At 68.8% G+C, this 18087-nt stretch carries 17 protein-coding genes, 1 tRNA gene and 2 pseudogenes; 10 read left to right on the top strand and 10 right to left on the bottom strand.

Annotation, left to right across the window (positions count from 1 at the left end; translation table 11 throughout):
* Window positions 1-2: 2 nt before the first annotated feature.
* From fhaB to ACIQ1J_RS04905, 6 genes are all read left to right on the top strand, one after another.
* Window positions 3-521: an antibiotic biosynthesis regulator FhaB gene (gene fhaB, locus ACIQ1J_RS04930; RefSeq protein ID WP_121748050.1), complete on the top strand. Its 519-nt coding sequence runs from the start codon at window positions 3-5 to the stop codon at window positions 519-521.
* A gap of 141 nt (window positions 522-662) precedes the next feature.
* On the top strand, window positions 663-2213 hold the full coding sequence (locus tag ACIQ1J_RS04925; RefSeq protein ID WP_403554801.1) for a Stp1/IreP family PP2C-type Ser/Thr phosphatase: 1551 nt from the start codon (window positions 663-665) through the stop codon (window positions 2211-2213).
* Between the two features lie 27 nt (window positions 2214-2240).
* On the top strand, window positions 2241-3677 hold the full coding sequence (locus ACIQ1J_RS04920; protein WP_210959962.1) for an FtsW/RodA/SpoVE family cell cycle protein: 1437 nt from the start codon (window positions 2241-2243) through the stop codon (window positions 3675-3677).
* Complete coding sequence (locus ACIQ1J_RS04915) at window positions 3674-5146, top strand: peptidoglycan D,D-transpeptidase FtsI family protein (protein ID WP_403554147.1); 1473 nt, start codon at window positions 3674-3676, stop codon at window positions 5144-5146. Before ACIQ1J_RS04920 ends, ACIQ1J_RS04915 begins: the two co-directional genes overlap by 4 nt.
* A gap of 189 nt (window positions 5147-5335) precedes the next feature.
* Window positions 5336-7351, top strand: a complete 2016-nt coding sequence (gene pknB, locus ACIQ1J_RS04910; protein WP_403554145.1) for a Stk1 family PASTA domain-containing Ser/Thr kinase — start codon at window positions 5336-5338, stop codon at window positions 7349-7351.
* A 155-nt stretch (window positions 7352-7506) separates the two neighbouring features.
* Window positions 7507-8547, top strand: a complete 1041-nt coding sequence (locus ACIQ1J_RS04905; protein WP_403554143.1) for a restriction endonuclease — start codon at window positions 7507-7509, stop codon at window positions 8545-8547.
* A gap of 91 nt (window positions 8548-8638) precedes the next feature.
* Here the strand turns inward: ACIQ1J_RS04905 and ACIQ1J_RS04900 are convergent, their stop codons facing one another.
* The 5 genes from ACIQ1J_RS04900 to ACIQ1J_RS04880 are packed head-to-tail and all read right to left on the bottom strand — an operon-like array spanning window position 8639 to window position 12135.
* Entirely contained in the window at window positions 8639-9412 is a 774-nt protein-coding gene (locus ACIQ1J_RS04900; protein WP_403554141.1) for a class E sortase, read from the bottom strand.
* A 13-nt stretch (window positions 9413-9425) separates the two neighbouring features.
* Entirely contained in the window at window positions 9426-10481 is a 1056-nt protein-coding gene (locus tag ACIQ1J_RS04895) for a class E sortase (RefSeq protein ID WP_403554139.1), read from the bottom strand.
* Window positions 10478-11116, bottom strand: a complete 639-nt coding sequence (locus tag ACIQ1J_RS04890; protein WP_403554138.1) for an aminodeoxychorismate/anthranilate synthase component II — start codon at window positions 11114-11116, stop codon at window positions 10478-10480. Before ACIQ1J_RS04890 ends, ACIQ1J_RS04895 begins: the two co-directional genes overlap by 4 nt.
* A complete protein-coding gene (locus ACIQ1J_RS04885; RefSeq protein ID WP_403554837.1) occupies window positions 11113-11310 on the bottom strand; it encodes a hypothetical protein in 198 nt (65 codons plus the stop codon). Before ACIQ1J_RS04885 ends, ACIQ1J_RS04890 begins: the two co-directional genes overlap by 4 nt.
* A 45-nt stretch (window positions 11311-11355) precedes the next feature.
* The gene (locus tag ACIQ1J_RS04880) at window positions 11356-12135 is read right to left on the bottom strand and encodes a DUF881 domain-containing protein (RefSeq protein ID WP_403554136.1); all 780 of its coding nucleotides are present in this window, start codon (window positions 12133-12135) and stop codon (window positions 11356-11358) included.
* Window positions 12136-12256: 121 nt separating this feature from the next.
* On the opposite strand from ACIQ1J_RS04880, the gene crgA reads away from it, so the two are divergent.
* Window positions 12257-12511: a cell division protein CrgA gene (crgA, locus tag ACIQ1J_RS04875; RefSeq protein WP_210959977.1), complete on the top strand. Its 255-nt coding sequence runs from the start codon at window positions 12257-12259 to the stop codon at window positions 12509-12511.
* 235 nt (window positions 12512-12746) lie between these two features.
* On the opposite strand, the gene ACIQ1J_RS04870 is transcribed toward crgA, so the two are convergent.
* Together ACIQ1J_RS04870 and ACIQ1J_RS04865 are read right to left on the bottom strand one after the other, a co-directional pair.
* The gene (locus tag ACIQ1J_RS04870) at window positions 12747-13634 is read right to left on the bottom strand and encodes a rhomboid family intramembrane serine protease (protein ID WP_403554134.1); all 888 of its coding nucleotides are present in this window, start codon (window positions 13632-13634) and stop codon (window positions 12747-12749) included.
* A gap of 128 nt (window positions 13635-13762) precedes the next feature.
* Window positions 13763-14296 carry a peptidylprolyl isomerase gene (locus ACIQ1J_RS04865; protein ID WP_403554132.1) on the bottom strand — a complete coding sequence of 178 codons (534 nt, stop codon included), beginning with the start codon at window positions 14294-14296 and terminating at the stop codon, window positions 13763-13765.
* Between the two features lie 311 nt (window positions 14297-14607).
* Here ACIQ1J_RS04865 and ACIQ1J_RS04860 point away from each other — a divergent pair, with 311 nt between their 5' ends.
* Window positions 14608-15309 carry a DUF5324 family protein gene (locus ACIQ1J_RS04860; protein WP_210959982.1) on the top strand — a complete coding sequence of 234 codons (702 nt, stop codon included), beginning with the start codon at window positions 14608-14610 and terminating at the stop codon, window positions 15307-15309.
* Between the two features lie 126 nt (window positions 15310-15435).
* Here ACIQ1J_RS04860 and ACIQ1J_RS04855 read toward each other — a convergent pair whose 3' ends face one another.
* Together ACIQ1J_RS04855 and ACIQ1J_RS04850 are read right to left on the bottom strand one after the other, a co-directional pair.
* The gene (locus ACIQ1J_RS04855) at window positions 15436-16212 is read right to left on the bottom strand and encodes an isoprenyl transferase (protein ID WP_121748036.1); all 777 of its coding nucleotides are present in this window, start codon (window positions 16210-16212) and stop codon (window positions 15436-15438) included.
* Window positions 16213-16600: 388 nt separating this feature from the next.
* Window positions 16601-16780 (bottom strand): annotated as a pseudogene (locus tag ACIQ1J_RS04850) (hypothetical protein); the annotation flags it as partial.
* A gap of 2 nt (window positions 16781-16782) precedes the next feature.
* On the opposite strand from ACIQ1J_RS04850, the pseudogene ACIQ1J_RS04845 reads away from it, so the two are divergent.
* Window positions 16783-17139 (top strand): annotated as a pseudogene (locus tag ACIQ1J_RS04845) (sensor histidine kinase); the annotation flags it as partial.
* A 67-nt stretch (window positions 17140-17206) separates the two neighbouring features.
* Here ACIQ1J_RS04845 and ACIQ1J_RS04840 read toward each other — a convergent pair.
* Window positions 17207-17279: transfer RNA gene (locus ACIQ1J_RS04840), tRNA-Ala, on the bottom strand.
* A gap of 180 nt (window positions 17280-17459) precedes the next feature.
* On the opposite strand from ACIQ1J_RS04840, the gene ACIQ1J_RS04835 reads away from it, so the two are divergent.
* A complete protein-coding gene (locus ACIQ1J_RS04835; protein ID WP_403554129.1) occupies window positions 17460-18008 on the top strand; it encodes a helix-turn-helix domain-containing protein in 549 nt (182 codons plus the stop codon).
* The last annotated feature ends 79 nt before the right edge of the window (window positions 18009-18087 follow it).

Below are 18087 nucleotides of genomic sequence, written 5' to 3'. Positions count from 1 at the left end.
CAATGTCAGAGCTGACCCTCACGGTCATGCGGCTGGGTTTTCTCGCCGTATTGTGGCTGTTCGTGATCGTGGCCGTGCAGGTCATCCGCAGCGACCTGTTCGGCACGCGGGTCACCCAGCGCGGAGCGCGGCGCGACGCCGCCCGACCGCAGCAGGCCGCCGCGCGCCAGGGCCAGGCGCCTCCACCACAGCGCCAACAACAGAGCGGCGGCCGGGGACGCCGCGGCGCTCCCACCAAACTGGTAGTGACGGAGGGCACCCTCACCGGCACCACCGTTGCCCTCCAGGGCCAGACCATCACGCTCGGCCGGGCACACGACTCGACGATCGTGCTGGACGACGACTACGCCTCCAGCCGCCATGCCAGGATCTACCCCGACCAGAACGGCCAGTGGATCGTCGAGGACCTGGGCTCCACCAACGGCACCTACCTGGACCGGTCCCGGCTGACGACCCCCACACCGATCGGACCGGGGTCGCCCATCCGCATCGGCAAGACCGTCATCGAGCTGCGGAAGTAGTGCTACACCAATGAATGAGCGCGAGCGGAGCGAGCACGCAGCGGCGGCCGGCACCCCGGGCCCCGGCGCGCTCCCGACCGGAGGGTGGGCAGTGTGGCTCGACACGACCGGCTGTACCCGGAGCCGACGGGCGAGGTGCGCATGAGTCTGTCACTGCGCTTCGCCGCCGGATCGCACAAGGGCATGATCCGGGAGGGCAACGAGGACTCCGGTTACGCCGGTCCCCGCCTGCTCGCCATCGCCGACGGCATGGGTGGCCAGGCCGCCGGCGAGGTCGCCTCCTCCGAGGTGATCTCCACCATCGTCGCCCTCGACGACGACGTGCCCGGCTCCGACATCCTCACCTCCCTCGGCACCGCCGTGCAGCGCGCCAACGACCAGCTCCGGCAGATGGTCGAGGAGGACCCCGCCCTCGAAGGCATGGGCACCACCCTCACCGCCCTGCTCTGGACCGGCCAGCGCCTCGGCCTCGTCCACGTCGGCGACTCCCGCGCCTACCTCCTGCGCGACGGCGTCCTCACGCAGATCACACAGGACCACACCTGGGTGCAGCGCCTGGTCGACGAGGGCCGCATCACCGAGGAGGAGGCCGGCACCCACCCGCAGCGCTCCCTGCTGATGCGCGCCCTCGGCAGCGGCGACCACGTCGAGCCCGACCTGTCCATCCGCGAGGTCAGGGCCGGCGACCGCTACCTCATCTGCTCCGACGGACTCTCCGGCGTCGTCTCCCACCAGACGATGGAGGACACCCTCGCCGGCTACCAGGGCCCCCAGGAGACCGTCCAGGAGCTGATCCAGCTCGCCCTGCGCGGCGGCGGCCCCGACAACATCACCGTCATCATCGCCGACGTCCTCGACCTGGACACCGGTGACACCCTCGCCGGCCAGCTCTCCGACACCCCGATCGTGGTCGGCGCCGTCGCCGAGAACCAGGCCCAGTTCGGCGACAACGGCATCATGCAGACCCCGGCCGGCCGCGCCGCCGGACTCGGCCGCCAGGGCGGCGGACAGCGCGGCGGAGGCGGCGAGTTCGGCCCGCCCGGCAGCGGCGACACCACCGGCTACATCCCGGCCGGCGGCTTCGACGACTACGGCCCCGACGACTTCGCCAAACCCCGCAAGAGCCGCAAGTGGCTGAAGCGATCCCTCTACACCGTGCTCGCCCTCGCCGTCATCGGCGGCGGCACGTACGGCGGCTGGCGCTGGACGCAGACCCAGTACTACGTCGGCACCAACAACGACCACCTCGCGCTGTACCGGGGCATCAGCCAGGACCTCGCCTGGGTCTCCCTCTCGAAGATCCAGAAGGATCACCCCGAGATCGAACTCAAGTACCTGCCGCCCTACCAGCAGAAACTGGTCGAGGCCACCATCCCCGAGAGCGACCTGGCCGACGCCCGGGCGAAGATCGAGGAACTGGCGGTGCAGGCCTCCGCCTGCAAGAAGCAGGCCGACCGGCGCACCGCGGAGACCGAGAAGAACGCGAAGACGGGCGAGGGCGAGGCCGGAGGCACCACGGGAACCACACCCGCCTCCTTCACGTCCAAGGCCTCACCGACCCCGAACCCCTCGGGATCACCGAAGGCACCCGAATCGTCCGAGTCCCCGTCCACGACCGCACCCACCCCAGGCTCCGGACCGACCCTCTCGGAGGAAGAGCAGAAGGTCGTCTCGCTGTGCGGTAAGCAGTAGGCAAGCCGTGAGAGGCCCTGTCACACGATGAGCAGTTCTACCAACTCGCCGACGCACCACACGTCCACGATCGGCGCCATCGGCGCCCCGAGCCGGCGCAACACCGAGCTGGCTCTGCTCGTGTTCGCCGTCCTCATCCCGGTCTTCGCCTACGCCAACGTGGGCCTGGCCATCAACGACGAGGTGCCCGCCGGCCTGCTGAGCTACGGCCTCGGCCTCGGCCTCCTGGCCGGCGTCGGCCACCTCGTCGTGCGCAGGTTCGCGCCGTACGCGGACCCCCTGATGCTGCCGCTGGCCACCCTGCTCAACGGACTGGGACTCGTCGCCATCTGGCGCCTCGACCAGTCCGAACTCCTCCAGAGCATCGAGCAGGCCGGCACCGCCGCGCCCCGGCAGCTGATGTACACCGCGATGGGCATCGCCCTGTTCGTCGCCGTGCTGATCTTCCTCAAGGACCACCGCGTCCTGCAGCGCTACACCTACATCTCCATGGTCACCGCGCTGCTCCTCCTGCTGCTCCCGCTGGTGCCGGGCCTCGGCAAGAACATCTACGGCGCCAAGATCTGGATCCAGGTCGGCTCCTTCTCCATCCAGCCCGGAGAATTCGCCAAGATCGTCCTGGCGATCTTCTTCGCCGGCTACCTGATGGTGAAGCGCGACGCGCTCGCACTCGCCAGCCGCCGCTTCATGGGCCTCTACCTGCCCCGCGGCCGCGACCTCGGCCCCATCCTCGTCGTCTGGATGGTCTCGATCCTCATCCTGGTCTTCGAGACCGACCTCGGCACCTCGCTGCTGTTCTTCGGCATGTTCGTGATCATGCTGTACGTCGCCACCGAGCGGACCAGCTGGATCGTCTTCGGCCTGCTGATGTCCGCCGTCGGCGCCGTCGGCGTCGCCAGCTTCGAACCCCACATCCAGCAGCGCGTCGACGCCTGGCTCGACCCCATGCGCGAGTACACGCTCTCCCGCGCCGGCCAGGCCGGCCACTCCGAGCAGGCCATGCAGGCCCTGTGGGCCTTCGGCTCCGGCGGCACCCTCGGCACCGGCTGGGGCCAGGGCCACTCCGAACTCATCCGGTTCGCCGCCAACTCCGACTTCATCCTCGCCACCTTCGGCGAGGAACTCGGCCTGGCCGGCCTCATGGCACTGCTCCTGCTCTACGCGTTGATCGTGGAACGCGGCGTGCGCACCGCCCTCGCCGCCCGCGACCCGTTCGGCAAGCTCCTCGCCATCGGCCTCTCCGGCGCCTTCGCCCTCCAGGTCTTCGTCGTCGCCGGCGGCGTCATGGGCCTCATCCCGCTCACCGGCATGACGATGCCCTTCCTCGCCTACGGAGGCTCCTCCGTCATCGCCAACTGGGCCCTGATCGGCATCCTGCTGCGCATCAGCGACACCGCCCGCAGACCCGCACCCGCCGCTCCCGCCAACCCGGACGCCGAGATGACCCAGGTGGTCCGACCGTGAACAAGCCACTGCGCCGAATCGCCATCTTCTGCGGCCTCCTCGTCCTCACCCTGCTCATCCGCGACAACTGGCTCCAGTACGTCCAGGCGGACGAGCTCAAGGAGGACGAGCACAACCGCCGCGTCGCCATCGAGCGGTACGCCAGCCCGCGCGGCGACATCATCGTCGACGGCCAGGCCATCACCGGCCACGCCACCACCAAGGGCGACTTCAAGTACAAGCGCACCTACAAGGACGGCGCCATGTGGGCGCCCGTCACCGGCTACGTCTCCCAGGCCTACGGCGCCACCCAGCTCGAGGCCATCGACGACGGCATCCTCACCGGCAACGACGACCGGCTCTTCTTCCGCAACACCCTCGACATGATCACCGGCAAGAGGCGCGAAGGCGGCAACGTCGTCACCACCCTCAACAGCGCCGCCCAGAAGGCCGCCTACGACGGCCTGAAGAAGCAGGGCGCCAAGGGCGCCGTCGTGGCGCTCGAACCGTCCACGGGCAAGATCCTCTCGATGGCCTCCTACCCGTCGTACGACCCCACCTCGATCGCCGGCAGCAACGAGGCGGCCGGCGAGGCCTGGAACCGGCTCCAGAAGAAGAACAACCCCGCCGACCCGATGCTCAACCGCGCCCTGCGCGCGGTGTACCCGCCCGGATCCACCTTCAAGGTGCTCACCGCGGCCGCCGCCCTGGAGCACGGCCTGTACGACTCGGCGGACGAGAAGACCGACTCCCCCCTGCCCTGGACGATGCCCGGCACCACCACCGAGCTGCCCAACGAGGGCGACCTCCCCTGCGAGGACGCCACCCTCCGCGAGGCACTCCGCGTGTCCTGCAACACCGTCTTCGGCAAGGTCGGCTCCGACCTCGGCAACGACAAGATGCTCGAGACGGCCAAGAAGTTCGGCTTCACCGAGGAGCAGTTCGTCCCCGTGCGCTCCAGCAGCTCCGTCTTCTCGGACGCCATGGCGCCCTCGGAGGTCGCACTGTCCTCCATCGGCCAGTTCAACACCGCCGCGACCCCGCTGCAGATGGCCATGGTCACCTCGGCCATCGCCAACAACGGCACCCTGATGAAGCCGTACATGGTCGACGAACTCCAGGCCCCCAACCTCGACACCATCGAGAAGACGGACCCCGAGGAGATGAGCGAGCCGCTCTCCGCGGACAACGCCCAGATCCTCCAGGACATGATGGAGACCGTCGTCGAGGACGGCACGGGAACCAACGCACAGATCGACGGCGTCACCGTGGGCGGCAAGACCGGTACGGCCCAGCACGGTGTGGACAACAAGGAGAACCCCTACGCCTGGTTCATCTCGTACGCCAAGGGCGAGGACGGCGGCTCGCCCGTCGCCGTGGCCGTGGTGATCGAGGACGAGAACGCCGTCCGTGACGACATCTCCGGCGGCGGGCTCGCGGCGCCGATCGCGAAGGACGTGATGGAGGCCGTTCTGGAGAGCAAGAAGTGACCACGGACTGAACAGGACGTGACTCCGCTCACGTCCCCTTCACATAGGCGCACGTTGCGATACCGGTCCTGTATCGGGTATCGGGCTTGGCCAGGTCACCCGGAGCGAGCCGGGTACGGTAGGCCGGACGGCAGCCTCCGACCGTACAAGCAGGCCGGTCGGGACCGACGGAGAGGGCTGGTAGTAACCATGGAAGAGCCGCGTCGCCTCGGCGGCCGGTACGAGCTGGGCCCGGTGCTCGGCCGTGGTGGCATGGCGGAGGTTTACCACGCGCATGACACCCGGCTCGGACGCCAGGTGGCGGTGAAGACGCTGCGCGCGGACCTCGCGCGCGACCCGTCCTTCCAGGCCCGCTTCCGCCGGGAGGCCCAGTCGGCCGCCTCGCTCAACCACCCCGCGATCGTGGCGGTGTACGACACGGGCGAGGACTACATCGACAACGTGTCGATCCCGTACATCGTCATGGAGTACGTCGACGGCTCCACGCTCCGTGAGCTGCTCCACTCCGGCCGCAAGCTGCTGCCGGAGCGGACGCTGGAGATGACCATCGGCATCCTCCAGGCGCTGGAGTACTCGCACCGGGCCGGCATCGTCCACCGCGACATCAAGCCGGCCAACGTCATGCTGACGCGGGGCGGCCAGGTCAAGGTCATGGACTTCGGCATCGCCCGCGCCATGGGCGACTCCGGCATGACGATGACCCAGACCGCCGCGGTGATCGGCACCGCCCAGTACCTCTCCCCGGAGCAGGCCAAGGGCGAGCAGGTCGACGCACGCTCCGACCTGTACTCCACGGGCTGCCTCCTCTACGAGCTGCTCACGGTGCGGCCGCCCTTCGTCGGCGACTCCCCGGTCGCCGTCGCCTACCAGCACGTTCGCGAGGAACCGCAGGCGCCCAGCGTCTTCGACCCCGAGATCACGCCCGAGATGGACGCGATCGTGCTGAAGGCCCTGGTCAAGGACCCCGACTACCGCTACCAGTCGGCCGACGAGATGCGCGCCGACATCGAGGCCTGCCTCGACGGCCAGCCGGTCGGCGCCACCGCCGCGCTCGGCGCCATGGCCGCGGGCGGCTACGGCGCCTACCCCGACGACCAGCCGACCACCGCCCTGCGCTCGGACGCGGGCGGCGGCGCCACGACCATGCTGCCGCCCATGAACCCGGACGACGGCGGCTACGGCTACGACGACCGCCCCGGCCGGCGCCGCCAGCAGCCGCGCAAGTCGAACACCTCCACGATCGTCCTGGTCCTGGCAGGCATCCTCGTCCTCGTGGGCGCGATTTTGATCGGCAAGTACGCGTTCAGCGGGGACGGCGGGCCGGGCAACAACAAGGTCGACGTGCCGGCCTTTGTCGGCCAGACCAGAGCCGACGCCGAGCAACTGGCCACCAACGCCGACCTGGAACTGGTCTTCACGCAGAAGCGCTGCGAGGACCAGAAGAAGGGCAGCATCTGCTCGCAGGACCCCGCGCAGGGCACCAGCGTGGAAAAGAAGTCCACCGTCAACCTGGTCGTCTCGACCGGCGCCCCCAAGGTCGCCGTGCCGAACGTCATCGACAAGAACGTCGACGAGGCCACCCAGCAGCTCAAGGACAAGGGCTTCGAGGTCGAGACCAAGCAGACCGAGTCTTCCCAGGACGAGGGCACCGTCCTCAGCCAGGACCCCGACCCGGGCAGCGAGCTGGAGAAGGGCTCCACGGTGACCCTGGAGGTCGCCGAGGCCGAGGCGAAGGCCACGGTCCCGGACGTCGTCGGCCGCAGCTGCGACGAGGCCAAGGCGCAGATCGAAAGCAGCGGTGACCTGCAAGCCACCTGCACCGACCAGCCGACACAGGACCCGAACCAGGTCGACAAGGTGATCTCCACCACGCCCGCAGCGAACCAGCAGGTCGACAAGGGCTCCAAGGTCACGATCGTCGTCGGCAAGGCCGTGAAGAAGAAGAAGGTGCCCGAGATCAAGCTCGGCACCCCGCTGCAGCAGGCCCAGCAGACCCTCCAGCAGGCGGGCTTCACCAACATCCAGGTCAATGGACCCAACGACGGCAACGCCGTGGTGATACAGCAGAACCCGCCGGCGGGCACCGAGGTCGACGACCCGGCCGCCACCCAGATCACCCTCACCACCGTGGGCGGCAACGGCGGCGGCAACAACGGCGGCGGCAACGGCGGCGGCATCATCGGCGGCCTCCGCGGCGACGACTGACGCACCCCGGCAACTCCCGGCACGACAAGAGCCCCGGTCCCTCCGCGGAGGGACCGGGGCTCCGTTCGTACGCGCCGCCGCGAATCGATCGTGTCTTCGTATGTCATGACTCGTTGACAAAAGGTGACCACACAACCCAACCGGGGGGCCGAGACATGATCAGCGAGACCGCCCTACTGGAATCACCGGCCCTACGCAGCAGCGTCCTCGACCGCACGGACGTGCTCGACCGCGTAAAGGCACTGTCCCTGCTGCCGGACGGCATGCACGTGACTACGGCGATGGTGGCGGCGTACTTCCACGTCACCGCCGAAGCCATCCGCCAGCTGACCAAGCGCCACCGTGAGGAACTCGGAGCCAACGGAATGACCGTGCTCCGAGGCGCTGACCTGCGGGAATTCGAGAGTGACAACATGTCACTCTCGCTGGCCACTTATCCACAGGCCCGCCGGAGCCTCACCATCTACTCCAGGCGAGCCGTTCTCAACATCGCCATGCTCCTCCGCGACAGCGAAGTCGCACGCCAGGTGCGTGTCCACCTCCTGGACATGGAGTACCTGGCACGCACACAGCCTGTGGACAACCCGGCCCCGACCGACACCAGCACCCAAGACGCCCGCATCGACCAGCGCATCACCCACATCCTCGGCCGGGCCGTCGTACCGATGTTCAACGCCCTCATCGCCACGTCCGGCGAACACCGCCGCGAGCTCATCGAACTCCGCGGGGACATCGAGAACGTCGAGCGCAAGCTGTGCTGGCACCACAAACGCCTCGCGACCCTGGAGGGAGACAACCCCGCCGATGACGTCAGGGCGAAACTCAACGCGATGACCTGGCGGGCCTTCGAGCACCACGTCGCCGACCTGCTGCGCCGGGACGGCTGCGTCGACGTCGTCGTACGGCAGGCCCGCACCGACCGCGGCATCGACATCACCGGCCGCACCGCCGACGGACGCACCGTCGCCGTCCAGTGCAAGAACAGGTCCGGCCGCTGGACCGTACCCAGCGCGGACATGCAGAAGTTCGCGGGCGCGGCACGCGCCATCGACCATGTGGACGTCGCCCTGTTCGTCGCCACCTCCAACTTCAGCCACGAATCGGAGGCGATCGCCAGACTCAGCGGAGTCATCACCGTGAACCGCGAGGAGCTGGAAGCCTGGAGCGCCGGAGTGCTCCTCAAGGCGCTCCGGTAGGCCGCACGGCAAGAGGCCCGAAGCCGCAAAGAGAAGTTGCGGCTTCGGGCCTCCGTCATGTTAGAGGACTGACCTCCCGCGAGGAGGTCAGTCAGCGCAGTTCCTCCGGCGGCGTCCGCTCTGCGTCCACCTTCTCCGTGCGGACCAGTTCGCCCCAGACCACGTACCGGTACCTGCTCGTGTACACCGGGGTGCAGGTCGTCAGCGTGATGTAGTGGCCGGCCTTCTTCCTGCCGGACTCCTCGGGGACCGCGTCGAGAACCTTGACGTTGAACTTCGACGTCTCGGGAAGGACCGCGTAGGTCTTGTAGACGTACCACTTGTCCTTCGTCTCGAAGACGACCGGGTCGCCCTTCTCGATCTTGTCGATGTTGTGGAACTTCGCCCCGTGCCCGTCCCGGTGCGCCGCCAGCGAGAAGTTGCCCTTCTTGCCCGAGGTCGGCAGCGCCGACTCGACCGGGTCGGTGTAGTAGCCGGCCACGCCGTCGTTGAGGATCTTCATCGACGTGCCCTTCTCCACCAGGATGTCGCCGTTCCCCATCGCCGGCACGTGCAGGAAGCCGATGCCCGCCCTGGTGTCCAGCTCCCCCGGACCGTCCGGACCGACCCGGTCCTGGGCCCAGTTGTCGCGGACCTTGTCGGCCTGCTCGTCCGCCGCGCGGTCTGCGACCACGTTCGTCCACCACAGGGAGTAGACGACGAACAGGCCGAGCACCAGGCCCGCGGTGATCAGGAGCTCGCCAAAGACGCTGACGGCCAGCGCGACGATCCGCCCCGGACCTCGACCGCGGCGGCGTGTCGCGGGCTCCGGTGGGCCGTCCGCGCCGGTCTGCTCTTCGTGCTCCGTGTCGGTGGTCGCTGCCACTGGTCATCCGCCCTTAACTGACGAGCGCATCCGGCTTGCCCTTGCTGCGCGGCCGTTCCTCGACCATCTTGCCCCAGACGATCATCCGGTACTTGCTCGTGAACTCCGGCGTGCAGGTGGTGAGGGTGATGTAGCGGCCGGGACCGGTGAAACCCGACTGCTTCGGCACCGGGTCGAGGACGCTGACGTTGCTCGGCGACGTCACCGGCAGGATCGACGCCATCTTGTAGACGAAGTACTCGTCCTGCGTCTCGACGACGATCGGATCGCCCGGGCTCAGCTTGTTGATGTACCGGAACGGCTCGCCGTGCGTGTTGCGATGCCCCGCCAGCCCGAAGTTGCCCGCCTTCGCCTCCGGCATCGCCGTCTTCAGCGCACCCTCGGCGTAGTGCCCGACCATGCCCCGGTCCAGGACCTTCTTGTCGTCGATGCCCTCCGCGATCGGCACCACGACGTCCAGCTTGGGAATGTGCAGCAGCGCGAACCCCTGCCCCGGCTCGAACGCCCCCGGGTTCCGCTTGCCGCTCGCCCAGTCGTCCTGGAGACTGCTCGCCGCCTTGTCCGCCTGCGCCTGCGCCCGCACGTTCGTCCACCACAGCTGGTACGTGACGAACAGCAGCATCAGCACGCCGGTCGTGATGAAGACCTCACCGATCGCACGGCTGGCGATCACCGCGGGGCCCGGCTTGCGCGCCCGGGCCTGCCGACGCGCCTCAACGCGCGACAGAGGCGCTTTCGGCGCCTCGACCGGCTCCTGCACCTCCGCCGGGCCCCCGGAGGCCCCACGGCGCCCGTGACGCCGTTTCGCGGCCTTCCTGCGGGCCGCGCGCCCACCGGTCACGGGAGGAACGGTGGTACGCCGCTCCGGCGGCGGATCCGGAACCCGCAGCGCCACCGTCTCGTCGTCGGCGACTACCGGCCGGTACGGTTCCCCGGAGGAGAAGTCCTCGGCAGCGGAGTCCTGGTGCCAACCGCCCCCGAACGCACCGGAATCCCCGTACGGCCGCCCGTACGAGGATCCCTGGTCACCGGCCGCGCCGGATTCGCGCTCGGGGCGCAGCGCGGTCACGCCGTGGCCCTGCCCACCACCGGGGCGAGCCCCGCCGACCTCGCCACCGCGTCCTGGTCGCCGCACTCCGCCAGCCAGTTGGCCAGCATCCGGTGCCCGTGCTCGGTCAGCACCGACTCCGGATGGAACTGCACACCCTCGACGGGCAGTTCACGATGGCGCAGCCCCATCACGATCCCGTCGTGCGTGCGTGCCGTCACCTCCAGCTCCGCCGGAACCGTGGCCGGCTCCGCCGCCAGCGAGTGGTACCGCGTCGCCGTGAAGGGAGAGGGCAGGCCCGCGAAGACGCCCCGGCCCGCGTGCTCGACCGGCGAGGTCTTGCCGTGCAGCAGCTCCGGCGCCCGGTCCACCACACCGCCGTACGCCACCTGCATCGACTGCATGCCGAGACAGACGCCGAAGACGGGCACCCCGGTCGCCGCGCAGTGCCGGACCATGTCGACGCAGACCCCCGCCTGCTCGGGCGTACCCGGACCGGGAGAGAGCAGCACGCCGTCGAACCCGTCCCGGGCGTGCGCCGTCGACACCTCGTCGTTGCGCAGTACCTCGCACTCGGCGCCCAGTTGGTACAGGTACTGGACCAGGTTGAAGACGAAGCTGTCGTAGTTGTCGACGACGAGGATGCGCGCACTCACTGGTTGTCCACCGTCACATCGTTGAAGGGAAGCAGCGGCTCGGCCCACGGGAAGACGTACTGGAAGAGGACGTAGACCACGGTCACCGCCAGCATGAGTGAGAGCAGCGCCTTCACCCACACTTTCCCCGGCAGATGCCGCCAGATCCAGCCGTACATGCCGTCCCTTCCGTCGCACCACGGCGCCAGACTCACGCCGTACCGCACCAGACTAACGGCGCGGGGCCCTCCGGAAAGGCGTCAATCCACAGGCTGGGCATAGTGCAGGTCCGCCGTGCCCGAGTAGCCCGGCAGCGTCGCCCGCCCCTCGTCCTCGACCTTCCAGCCCAGCCCGTAGACGTTCACGTACACCATGTAGTTCTGGACCGCCGGGGACGCGGCCAGCGCTTCCTTCAGCCGCTCCGGATCCCCCACCGCCTGGATCTTGTACGGCGGTGAGTAGACCCGGCCCTGGAGGATCAGGGTGTTGCCCACACAGCGCACCGCGCTGGTGGAGATCAGCCGCTGGTCCATGACCTTGATGCCCTCGGCGCCGCCCTGCCACAGCGCGTTCACCACGGCCTGCAGATCCTGCTGGTGGATCACCAGGTAGTCGGGCTCGGGCTCCGGGTAGCCGGGGAGCTTGGCGGTGGCGTCCGGCGGGGCGTCGTCGAGCGTGACCGAGATCGACTCGCCCTTCAGCGGCTGCGTGCCCGCCTTCTTCTTCAGCGCCGCGAGCTTGTCCGCCTCCGCCTTCGTACTTCCGTTGTCGCGCTCGGCGAGCGCGTCGATCTCGTCGCGCAGAGCCGCGTTGGACTCCTCCCGCTCACCGTTCTCCCGGCTGCGCTCATGGATGAGATCGGACAACTTGAGCAAAGAGGCGTCCGTGCGGATATTGGTGCCCTTGGCGGTATTGAAGCTGGTGAAGAATATGAGCCCCGCCAGAGCGAAGACGGCCGCCGTGAGTACGCGCACGGGCCGGAATCGGCGCCTGCGGGCAGGGCTGGATCCCGTCCCGGGGGAGTCGGCAGAATTGCTCAACGTACCCTTATCTCCTTCGGCGCCACGGAAGCACTACGCTAACGGACGCCCGGGGGAGCACTCAGAGTCCCCGACCCCGTTCCCTGCGCGGCCACGCAGCGCATCGACAGGAGAGACCCTCGTGCCGAAGTCACGTATCCGCAAGAAGGCCGACTACACGCCGCCGCCGTCGAAGCAGGCGGCCAGCATCAAGCTGACCAGCCGCAGCTGGGTGGCACCCGTCATGCTGGCCATGTTCGTCATCGGCCTCGCCTGGATCGTCGTCTTCTACGTCACCGACGGTTCACTGCCCATCGACGCGCTGGGCAACTGGAACATCGTGGTGGGCTTCGGTTTCATCGCCGCGGGATTCGGTGTCTCGACGCAGTGGAAGTAGCTCTCCCCAGGGCTATCCACGGAGTTATCCACAGGCGTTGTCCACACGGTGTGGGAAAAGAAAGACGATCTGTGGATAACCCACTGGGCATTGACGCCGGTGTGACGGAAGTACCGGCAACCGAAAGCACGTTCGCCCCCTGTCTGACCTGCGGAAACCCAAGTCAGCTACAGGGGGCACACCTGTTCCCGCACGCTATGCACAAGATCCGCCACCCGCTGTGGACAACTCCTGCTCAGGTGAGCTGGACGGTTCTCAACAGGGTCAGGCCGACGACGGCCACGAGGACCAGCGCGCAGGTGCCGTACTGCACGAGCGCTCGCCGCTCGCGCGGTGCGTGGAGCATGGCGTAGCCGATCGCGGCGCCGGCGACGAGGCCGCCGATGTGTGCCTGCCAGGCGATGTTGGCCCAGGTGAAGGTGAAGACCAGGTTGATCACCAAGAGGATGACGATTGGCCGCATGTCGGCGTTGAGGCGGCGGACGAGTGCGGCGGTGGCGCCGAAGAGGCCGAAGACCGCGCCGGAGGCGCCGAGGGTGGCTGTGGTGGGCGAGGCAAGCAGGTAGGTGAGAGCGCTGCCGGCCAGGCCGGAGACGAGGTAGAGCGTGATGTAGCGGGCTCTGCCGAGGGCGGCTTCCAGGGGGCCTCCGAGGAACCAGAGGCTGAGCATGTTGAAGCCGATGTGCCAGATTTCCTCGTGGGTGAACATCGTGGTCACCAGGCGGTACCACTCGCCCTCGGCGACGCCTTCGGTGGGGACGAAGGGGGCGGGGGGCCATCGCCCGATGAGCACCATGTCGCTGAGGAAGGACGACGACAGGGCCTGGACGGCGATGAAGACCGCCGCGTTGAGCCCGATGAGGATCTTGGTGAGGAGGTGGGGGTCGCCCGCGATGGTGCCGCCCGCCAGGGTGCGGGGCCGGGAGGCGGCCGGGGCGGGCCCGTCGCCGGTGCGGCCTGTGGCGCAGTCGGGGCAGTGGAAGCCGACGGAGGCGTTGACCATGCAGTCCGTGCAGATGGGGCGTTCGCAGCGGGTGCAGCGGATGCCCGTCTCCCGGTCGGGGTGGCGGTAGCAGCCGGGTGTGCTCTGGGCTTCCGGTGGGCCGGCTGCCGCGTGGTCCATGGCTTCCCCTCGGTCGTCCTGTGAGCGGTGTGGGCACATGCACCGCCCCGCCCTTTTTTACGGATGGGCGGGGCGTTTGGTTCCTGCCCTGCGGGCGGGGAGGTAGTCCTTGTGGCCAGTGCCGGTGATCAGTCCTGGCGGGTCTCGACGACGACGGACTCGATGACGACGTCGTTGAGGGGGCGTTCGGTGCGGGGGTTGGTCTGGGTGATGGCGATGGCGTCGACGACCTTCTGGCTGGCCGCGTCGGTCACCTCGCCGAAGATCGTGCGCTTGCGGTTCAGCCACGTCGTCGGAGAGACGGTGATGAAGAACTGCGAGCCGTTGGTGTCGGGACCGGCGTTGGCCATGGCCATCAGGTAGGGCTTGTCGAAGGCGAGGTCGGGGTGGATCTCGTCCTCGAACTGGTAGCCGGGGCCGCCGGTGCCGTTGCCGAGCGGGTCGCCGCCCTGGATCATGAAGCCGCTGATCACTCGGTGGAAGGCCGTGCCGTCGTAGAGCTTGTCGGTGGACTTCTCGCCGGTGGCGGGGTGGGTCCATTCCCGGGCGCCGAGGGCGAGCTCGACGAAGTTCCGGACCGTCCGGGGGGCGTAGTCCGGAAGGAGCCGGATCTCGATGTCGCCCTGGCTGGTCTTCAGGGTGGCGTAGAGCTGCTCGGCCACGTCGTGCCTTCCGTCGTCCTGTCGTGCTTGTCGATCCTTGCACGATCGGGGGTGCGTGTAGTCCTGGGTTACGAGCGCGGGGCGCCGATCCGTGGCATTGTCGTCGGCAGGCTCCCGTTGCCCGGTATTCATCCGTTATTGATGTTGATCGACTCTTGTTCGCGACTTCATCACCCCTTGCCCCAGAGGGCCCGAAGGCATCGTCCGTGACCCGGATGCCCGCCCTCACATGCCTGGCAGTGCGTCCGCAGGCATGATCCGTAAAAGGGTGGAAAGTCGAATTACCGTACGCCACCGAGGAGGAGGAACCCGTGACCCGCATCGACAGCGTGCGCGCCGCGACCGGTTCGGCGAAGGACAGCGTGCTGCACGCCGCGGAAGTGGTGGCGCCCTACGCCGACACGGCCAAGGACAGGGCCGCTCACTACACGCAGGAGGCGCGCGGACGACTGGCGCCCAAGGTGTCGCAGGCCGCGTGCCAGGCCCGGCACCAGTACGGCGCGCATGTCGCGCCGCGACTGGAGCAGGCCCGTACGCATGTGCCGCCGAAGATGGACGCTGCCGCTCAGGAGGCCGCCGTCCGTACCCGTCTGGCCGCCCGGCAGGCGGCCGAGTACTCCAGGCCGAGGATCGAGCATGCGGTGGCCGCGGCCGGCCCCGTCAGGGACGAGGCCGCCGCGCGGGGTGCCGCCGCACTGGCCGCGCTGCGGGGGCAGGTCACGGCCAAGGAGATCCAGAAGCTGACGCGTAAGCATCAGCGTCGGGCCAGGGCCGGGCGTATCGCGAAGGTTCTGGCGCTGGCGGGTGTCGTCGCGGGCGGTGCGTTCGCTGCCTGGAAGTGGTGGGACAAGCAGGCCAACCCGGACTGGCTGGTGGAACCGCCCGAGGCGACGGAGGTTCCCGAATCGGGGCGGCTGACGTCGGTGGACGGTACCGGTGAGGCGATCCTCGACCCCGAGGTTCAGGCCAAGCAGGCCCAGGACGAGGCGGCGGAGGGCGACGAGCCCCGCTGACCTTCGCTGACGGATTTCACATCGCCGCGGGGCGGGAGACTTGAGGGTCTCCCGCCCCGCGGCGTTGTTTCACGTGAAACCGTCGAAGCCTTCACACCGCCGCTCAGCGGCCGTAGCGGCGTTCGCTCAGCGGCCGTAGCGGCGTTCGCGCAGGGAGTAGGAGCGCAGGGCGCGCAAGAAGTCGATCTCGCGGAAGTCCGGCCAGTAGGTCTCGCAGAAGTGGACTTCGGCGTAGGCGGACTGCCAGAGCAGGAATCCGGAGAGGCGCTGTTCGCCGGAGGTGCGGATGATGAGGTCGGACTCGGACCGTGTCTTGGAGTACAGGTGCTTGGAGATGTGCTCCATGGTGAAGGTCTCGATGAACTCGTCGATGTCCCCGCCCTGTGAGCTGTGCTCGGTGAGGGCGGAGCGTACGGCGTCGACGATCTCTCGTCGGCCTCCGTAGCCGACGGCGACGTCGACCTTGGTGCCGCCCTTGCGGTCCTGGGTGGCGGCGGTGGCGGTCTTGAGGCGGGTGGCGGACTCGGCGGGCAGCAGGTCCAGGGCGCCGACCGCTTCGACGCGCCAGGGGTTGCCCGGTGCGGCGAGCCGTTCCACGACCTCGGCGATGATGTCGATGAGCGGGTTCAGCTGGTCTTCGGGCCGGTGGAGGTTGTCGTCGGAGAGCATGAACAGGGTGACGTGCTCGATCTGTGCGGAGTCGCACCAGCGCAGGAAGTCCAGCACCTTGGCCCCGCCGGCCCGGTAGCCCTCGCGTGGGTCGTCGATGCCCGACATCTTGGCCCACCGGCGGTTGCCGTCGAGCATGATGCCGATGTGCTGGGGGCGTGGGCGTCCCTCCAACTCCCTGACCAGCCGCTTCATGTAGAGCGCGTCGAGAGCGGCCCGTACCTTCGCCCGCATGGTTACCCCTTCCACCTCGTCGGTAGCGACCGGACGCCTTCCGACGGCGATGAGCCATGTGGCACCGCCCCGCAGGGGTGTGGCGCTGGTGCCCTGTGGGGTGACGATATCAAGAGCAGACAGCACCTCCGTGGTGCTCGACGGGCCCCCGGGGAGTCGGTGCCCGCCCAGGAGCCGCGGTCGCTCCGCCGCGGCGGTGCGGCGAGGCGGTCCGGCGGTGCGCTCGGCCAACTGTCTTGCCTGGTGGGGCGGTTGCGGAGGCGTGCGGCATCGGCGGTTCGCAGGATACGGTCTGGTGTTTCCTGTCACTCTCGGGGCGGGCCATGGCCCATGGGGGCGAGCTCGCCGGTGGCCCTGTCATGCGGTGTGTGGTCACGATGCTGTCGGGTCACCAGCTGATTGCGGCCGCCACCGGCCGGTGGTCGCTGCCGGTGGGCGGCAGCAGCCACGAGCTCTCCGGCTCCACGCCGCGGACCAGGACGTGGTCGATCCGCACCACCGGGAGCTTCGCCGGCCAGGTGACCCCGAAGCCGCCCCCGGCCACGTCCTGCACGGACCGCAGTTGCGACGCGCCGGTTCACGGCCAACGCCTCTCACGAGTTGCGCACCCCGTTGGCGATCTCGAAGGCGCTGCTCGACGTGGCCCGCTCCGATCCGGACCAGGACACCGGCGAACTCGTCGACCGCCTCCACGCCGTCAACGCCCGAGCCATCGCCCTCACCGAGGCACTGCTCCTGCTCAACCGCACCGGGCAGCGGTCCTTCGCCCGGGAACGCGTCGACCTGTCCCTCGTGGCGGAAGAGGCCACCGAGACGCTGCTGCTCCTCGCGGAACAGCACGGCGTCGTCCTCGGGACCTACGGGGACATCGCCCCCACGGGCGGCTCGCCGACGCTGCTGCTGCTGACCATGAACCTCGTGCAGAACGAGGAACGCACCCGTACACAAAAACCCCTCCGAACCGCGTTCCCGCAGTTCAGAGGGGTTGTATGAGTGGAGCCTAGGGGAGTCGAACCCCTGACATCTGCCATGCAAAGACAGCGCTCTACCAACTGAGCTAAGGCCCCGAAGGAGGCGTCCGGCCGGGAAACCTCGTGCCGGCGGGGGCGCCGCAGACAAGAGTACCGGGTCGCCCCCCGTATCTCACAAATGATTGGGGGTCCCGGTGAAACACCACGCTCCGTAAGATGCTCGGGGTGGTTCGCTGGAGCGAACTGCGGTTTTTGGGGAAGCGATGGGGAGACGCAATGGACGCCGCACAGCAGGAAGCCACCGCAAGAGCGCGGGAACTGCAGCGGAACTGGTATGGAGAGCCGCTGGGGGCGCTCTTCCGCAGGCTGATCGACGATCTTGGTCTCAACCAGGCTCGTCTCGCGGGGGTGCTGGGGCTGTCCGCACCGATGCTGTCGCAGCTGATGAGCGGCCAGCGGGCGAAGATCGGCAATCCCGCGGTGGTTCAGCGGGTGCAGCTGCTGCAGGACCTGGCGGGGCAGGTGGCGGACGGCAGCGTGAGCGCGGCCGAGGCGACCGAGCGCATGGACGAGATCAGGAAGTCGCAGGGGGGATCGGTGCTCAACAACACCACCACGACCACGAGCAGTTCGGGAGCGCCGACGGTCAAGCGGGTGGTCCGTGAGATCCAGTCGCTGCTGCGCTCGGTGGCGGCCGCCGGGGACATCATCGACGCGGCGGACGCCCTGTCCGGCTCCCATCCGGAGCTGGCGGAGTTCCTGCGGGTGTACGGCGCGGGCCGCACCTCGGACGCGGTGGCGCACTACCAGTCCCACCAGAACTGACCCCGGGGCCCGGCCGACGGAGGGGGGTCCGGCGGCCGGGCCGCGGGCACGGCGTGGCAGGTCCCAGGGGAGGAGCGGC

Origin of the sequence: Streptomyces sp. NPDC097107, assembly GCF_044762405.1 — a bacterium.
In the GTDB taxonomy this organism is placed as follows: domain Bacteria; phylum Actinomycetota; class Actinomycetes; order Streptomycetales; family Streptomycetaceae; genus Streptomyces; species Streptomyces thinghirensis.
The sequence above is the reverse complement of the archived record's forward strand: the minus strand, read 5'-3'. Positions and strand labels throughout refer to the sequence as shown.

What these genes read in the sequence shown, in the direction of transcription:
- fhaB (WP_121748050.1), top strand. Translation starts at nt 3, where the DNA reads ATGTCAGAGCTGACCCTCACGGTCATGCGGCTGGGTTTTCTCGCCGTA.
- ACIQ1J_RS04925 (WP_403554801.1), top strand. Translation starts at nt 663, where the DNA reads ATGAGTCTGTCACTGCGCTTCGCCGCCGGATCGCACAAGGGCATGATC.
- ACIQ1J_RS04920 (WP_210959962.1), top strand. Translation starts at nt 2,241, where the DNA reads ATGAGCAGTTCTACCAACTCGCCGACGCACCACACGTCCACGATCGGC.
- pknB (WP_403554145.1), top strand. Translation starts at nt 5,336, where the DNA reads ATGGAAGAGCCGCGTCGCCTCGGCGGCCGGTACGAGCTGGGCCCGGTG.
- ACIQ1J_RS04905 (WP_403554143.1), top strand. Translation starts at nt 7,507, where the DNA reads ATGATCAGCGAGACCGCCCTACTGGAATCACCGGCCCTACGCAGCAGC.
- ACIQ1J_RS04870 (WP_403554134.1), bottom strand. Translation starts at nt 13,634, where the DNA reads ATGGACCACGCGGCAGCCGGCCCACCGGAAGCCCAGAGCACACCCGGC.
- ACIQ1J_RS04855 (WP_121748036.1), bottom strand. Translation starts at nt 16,212, where the DNA reads ATGCGGGCGAAGGTACGGGCCGCTCTCGACGCGCTCTACATGAAGCGG.
- ACIQ1J_RS04835 (WP_403554129.1), top strand. Translation starts at nt 17,460, where the DNA reads ATGGACGCCGCACAGCAGGAAGCCACCGCAAGAGCGCGGGAACTGCAG.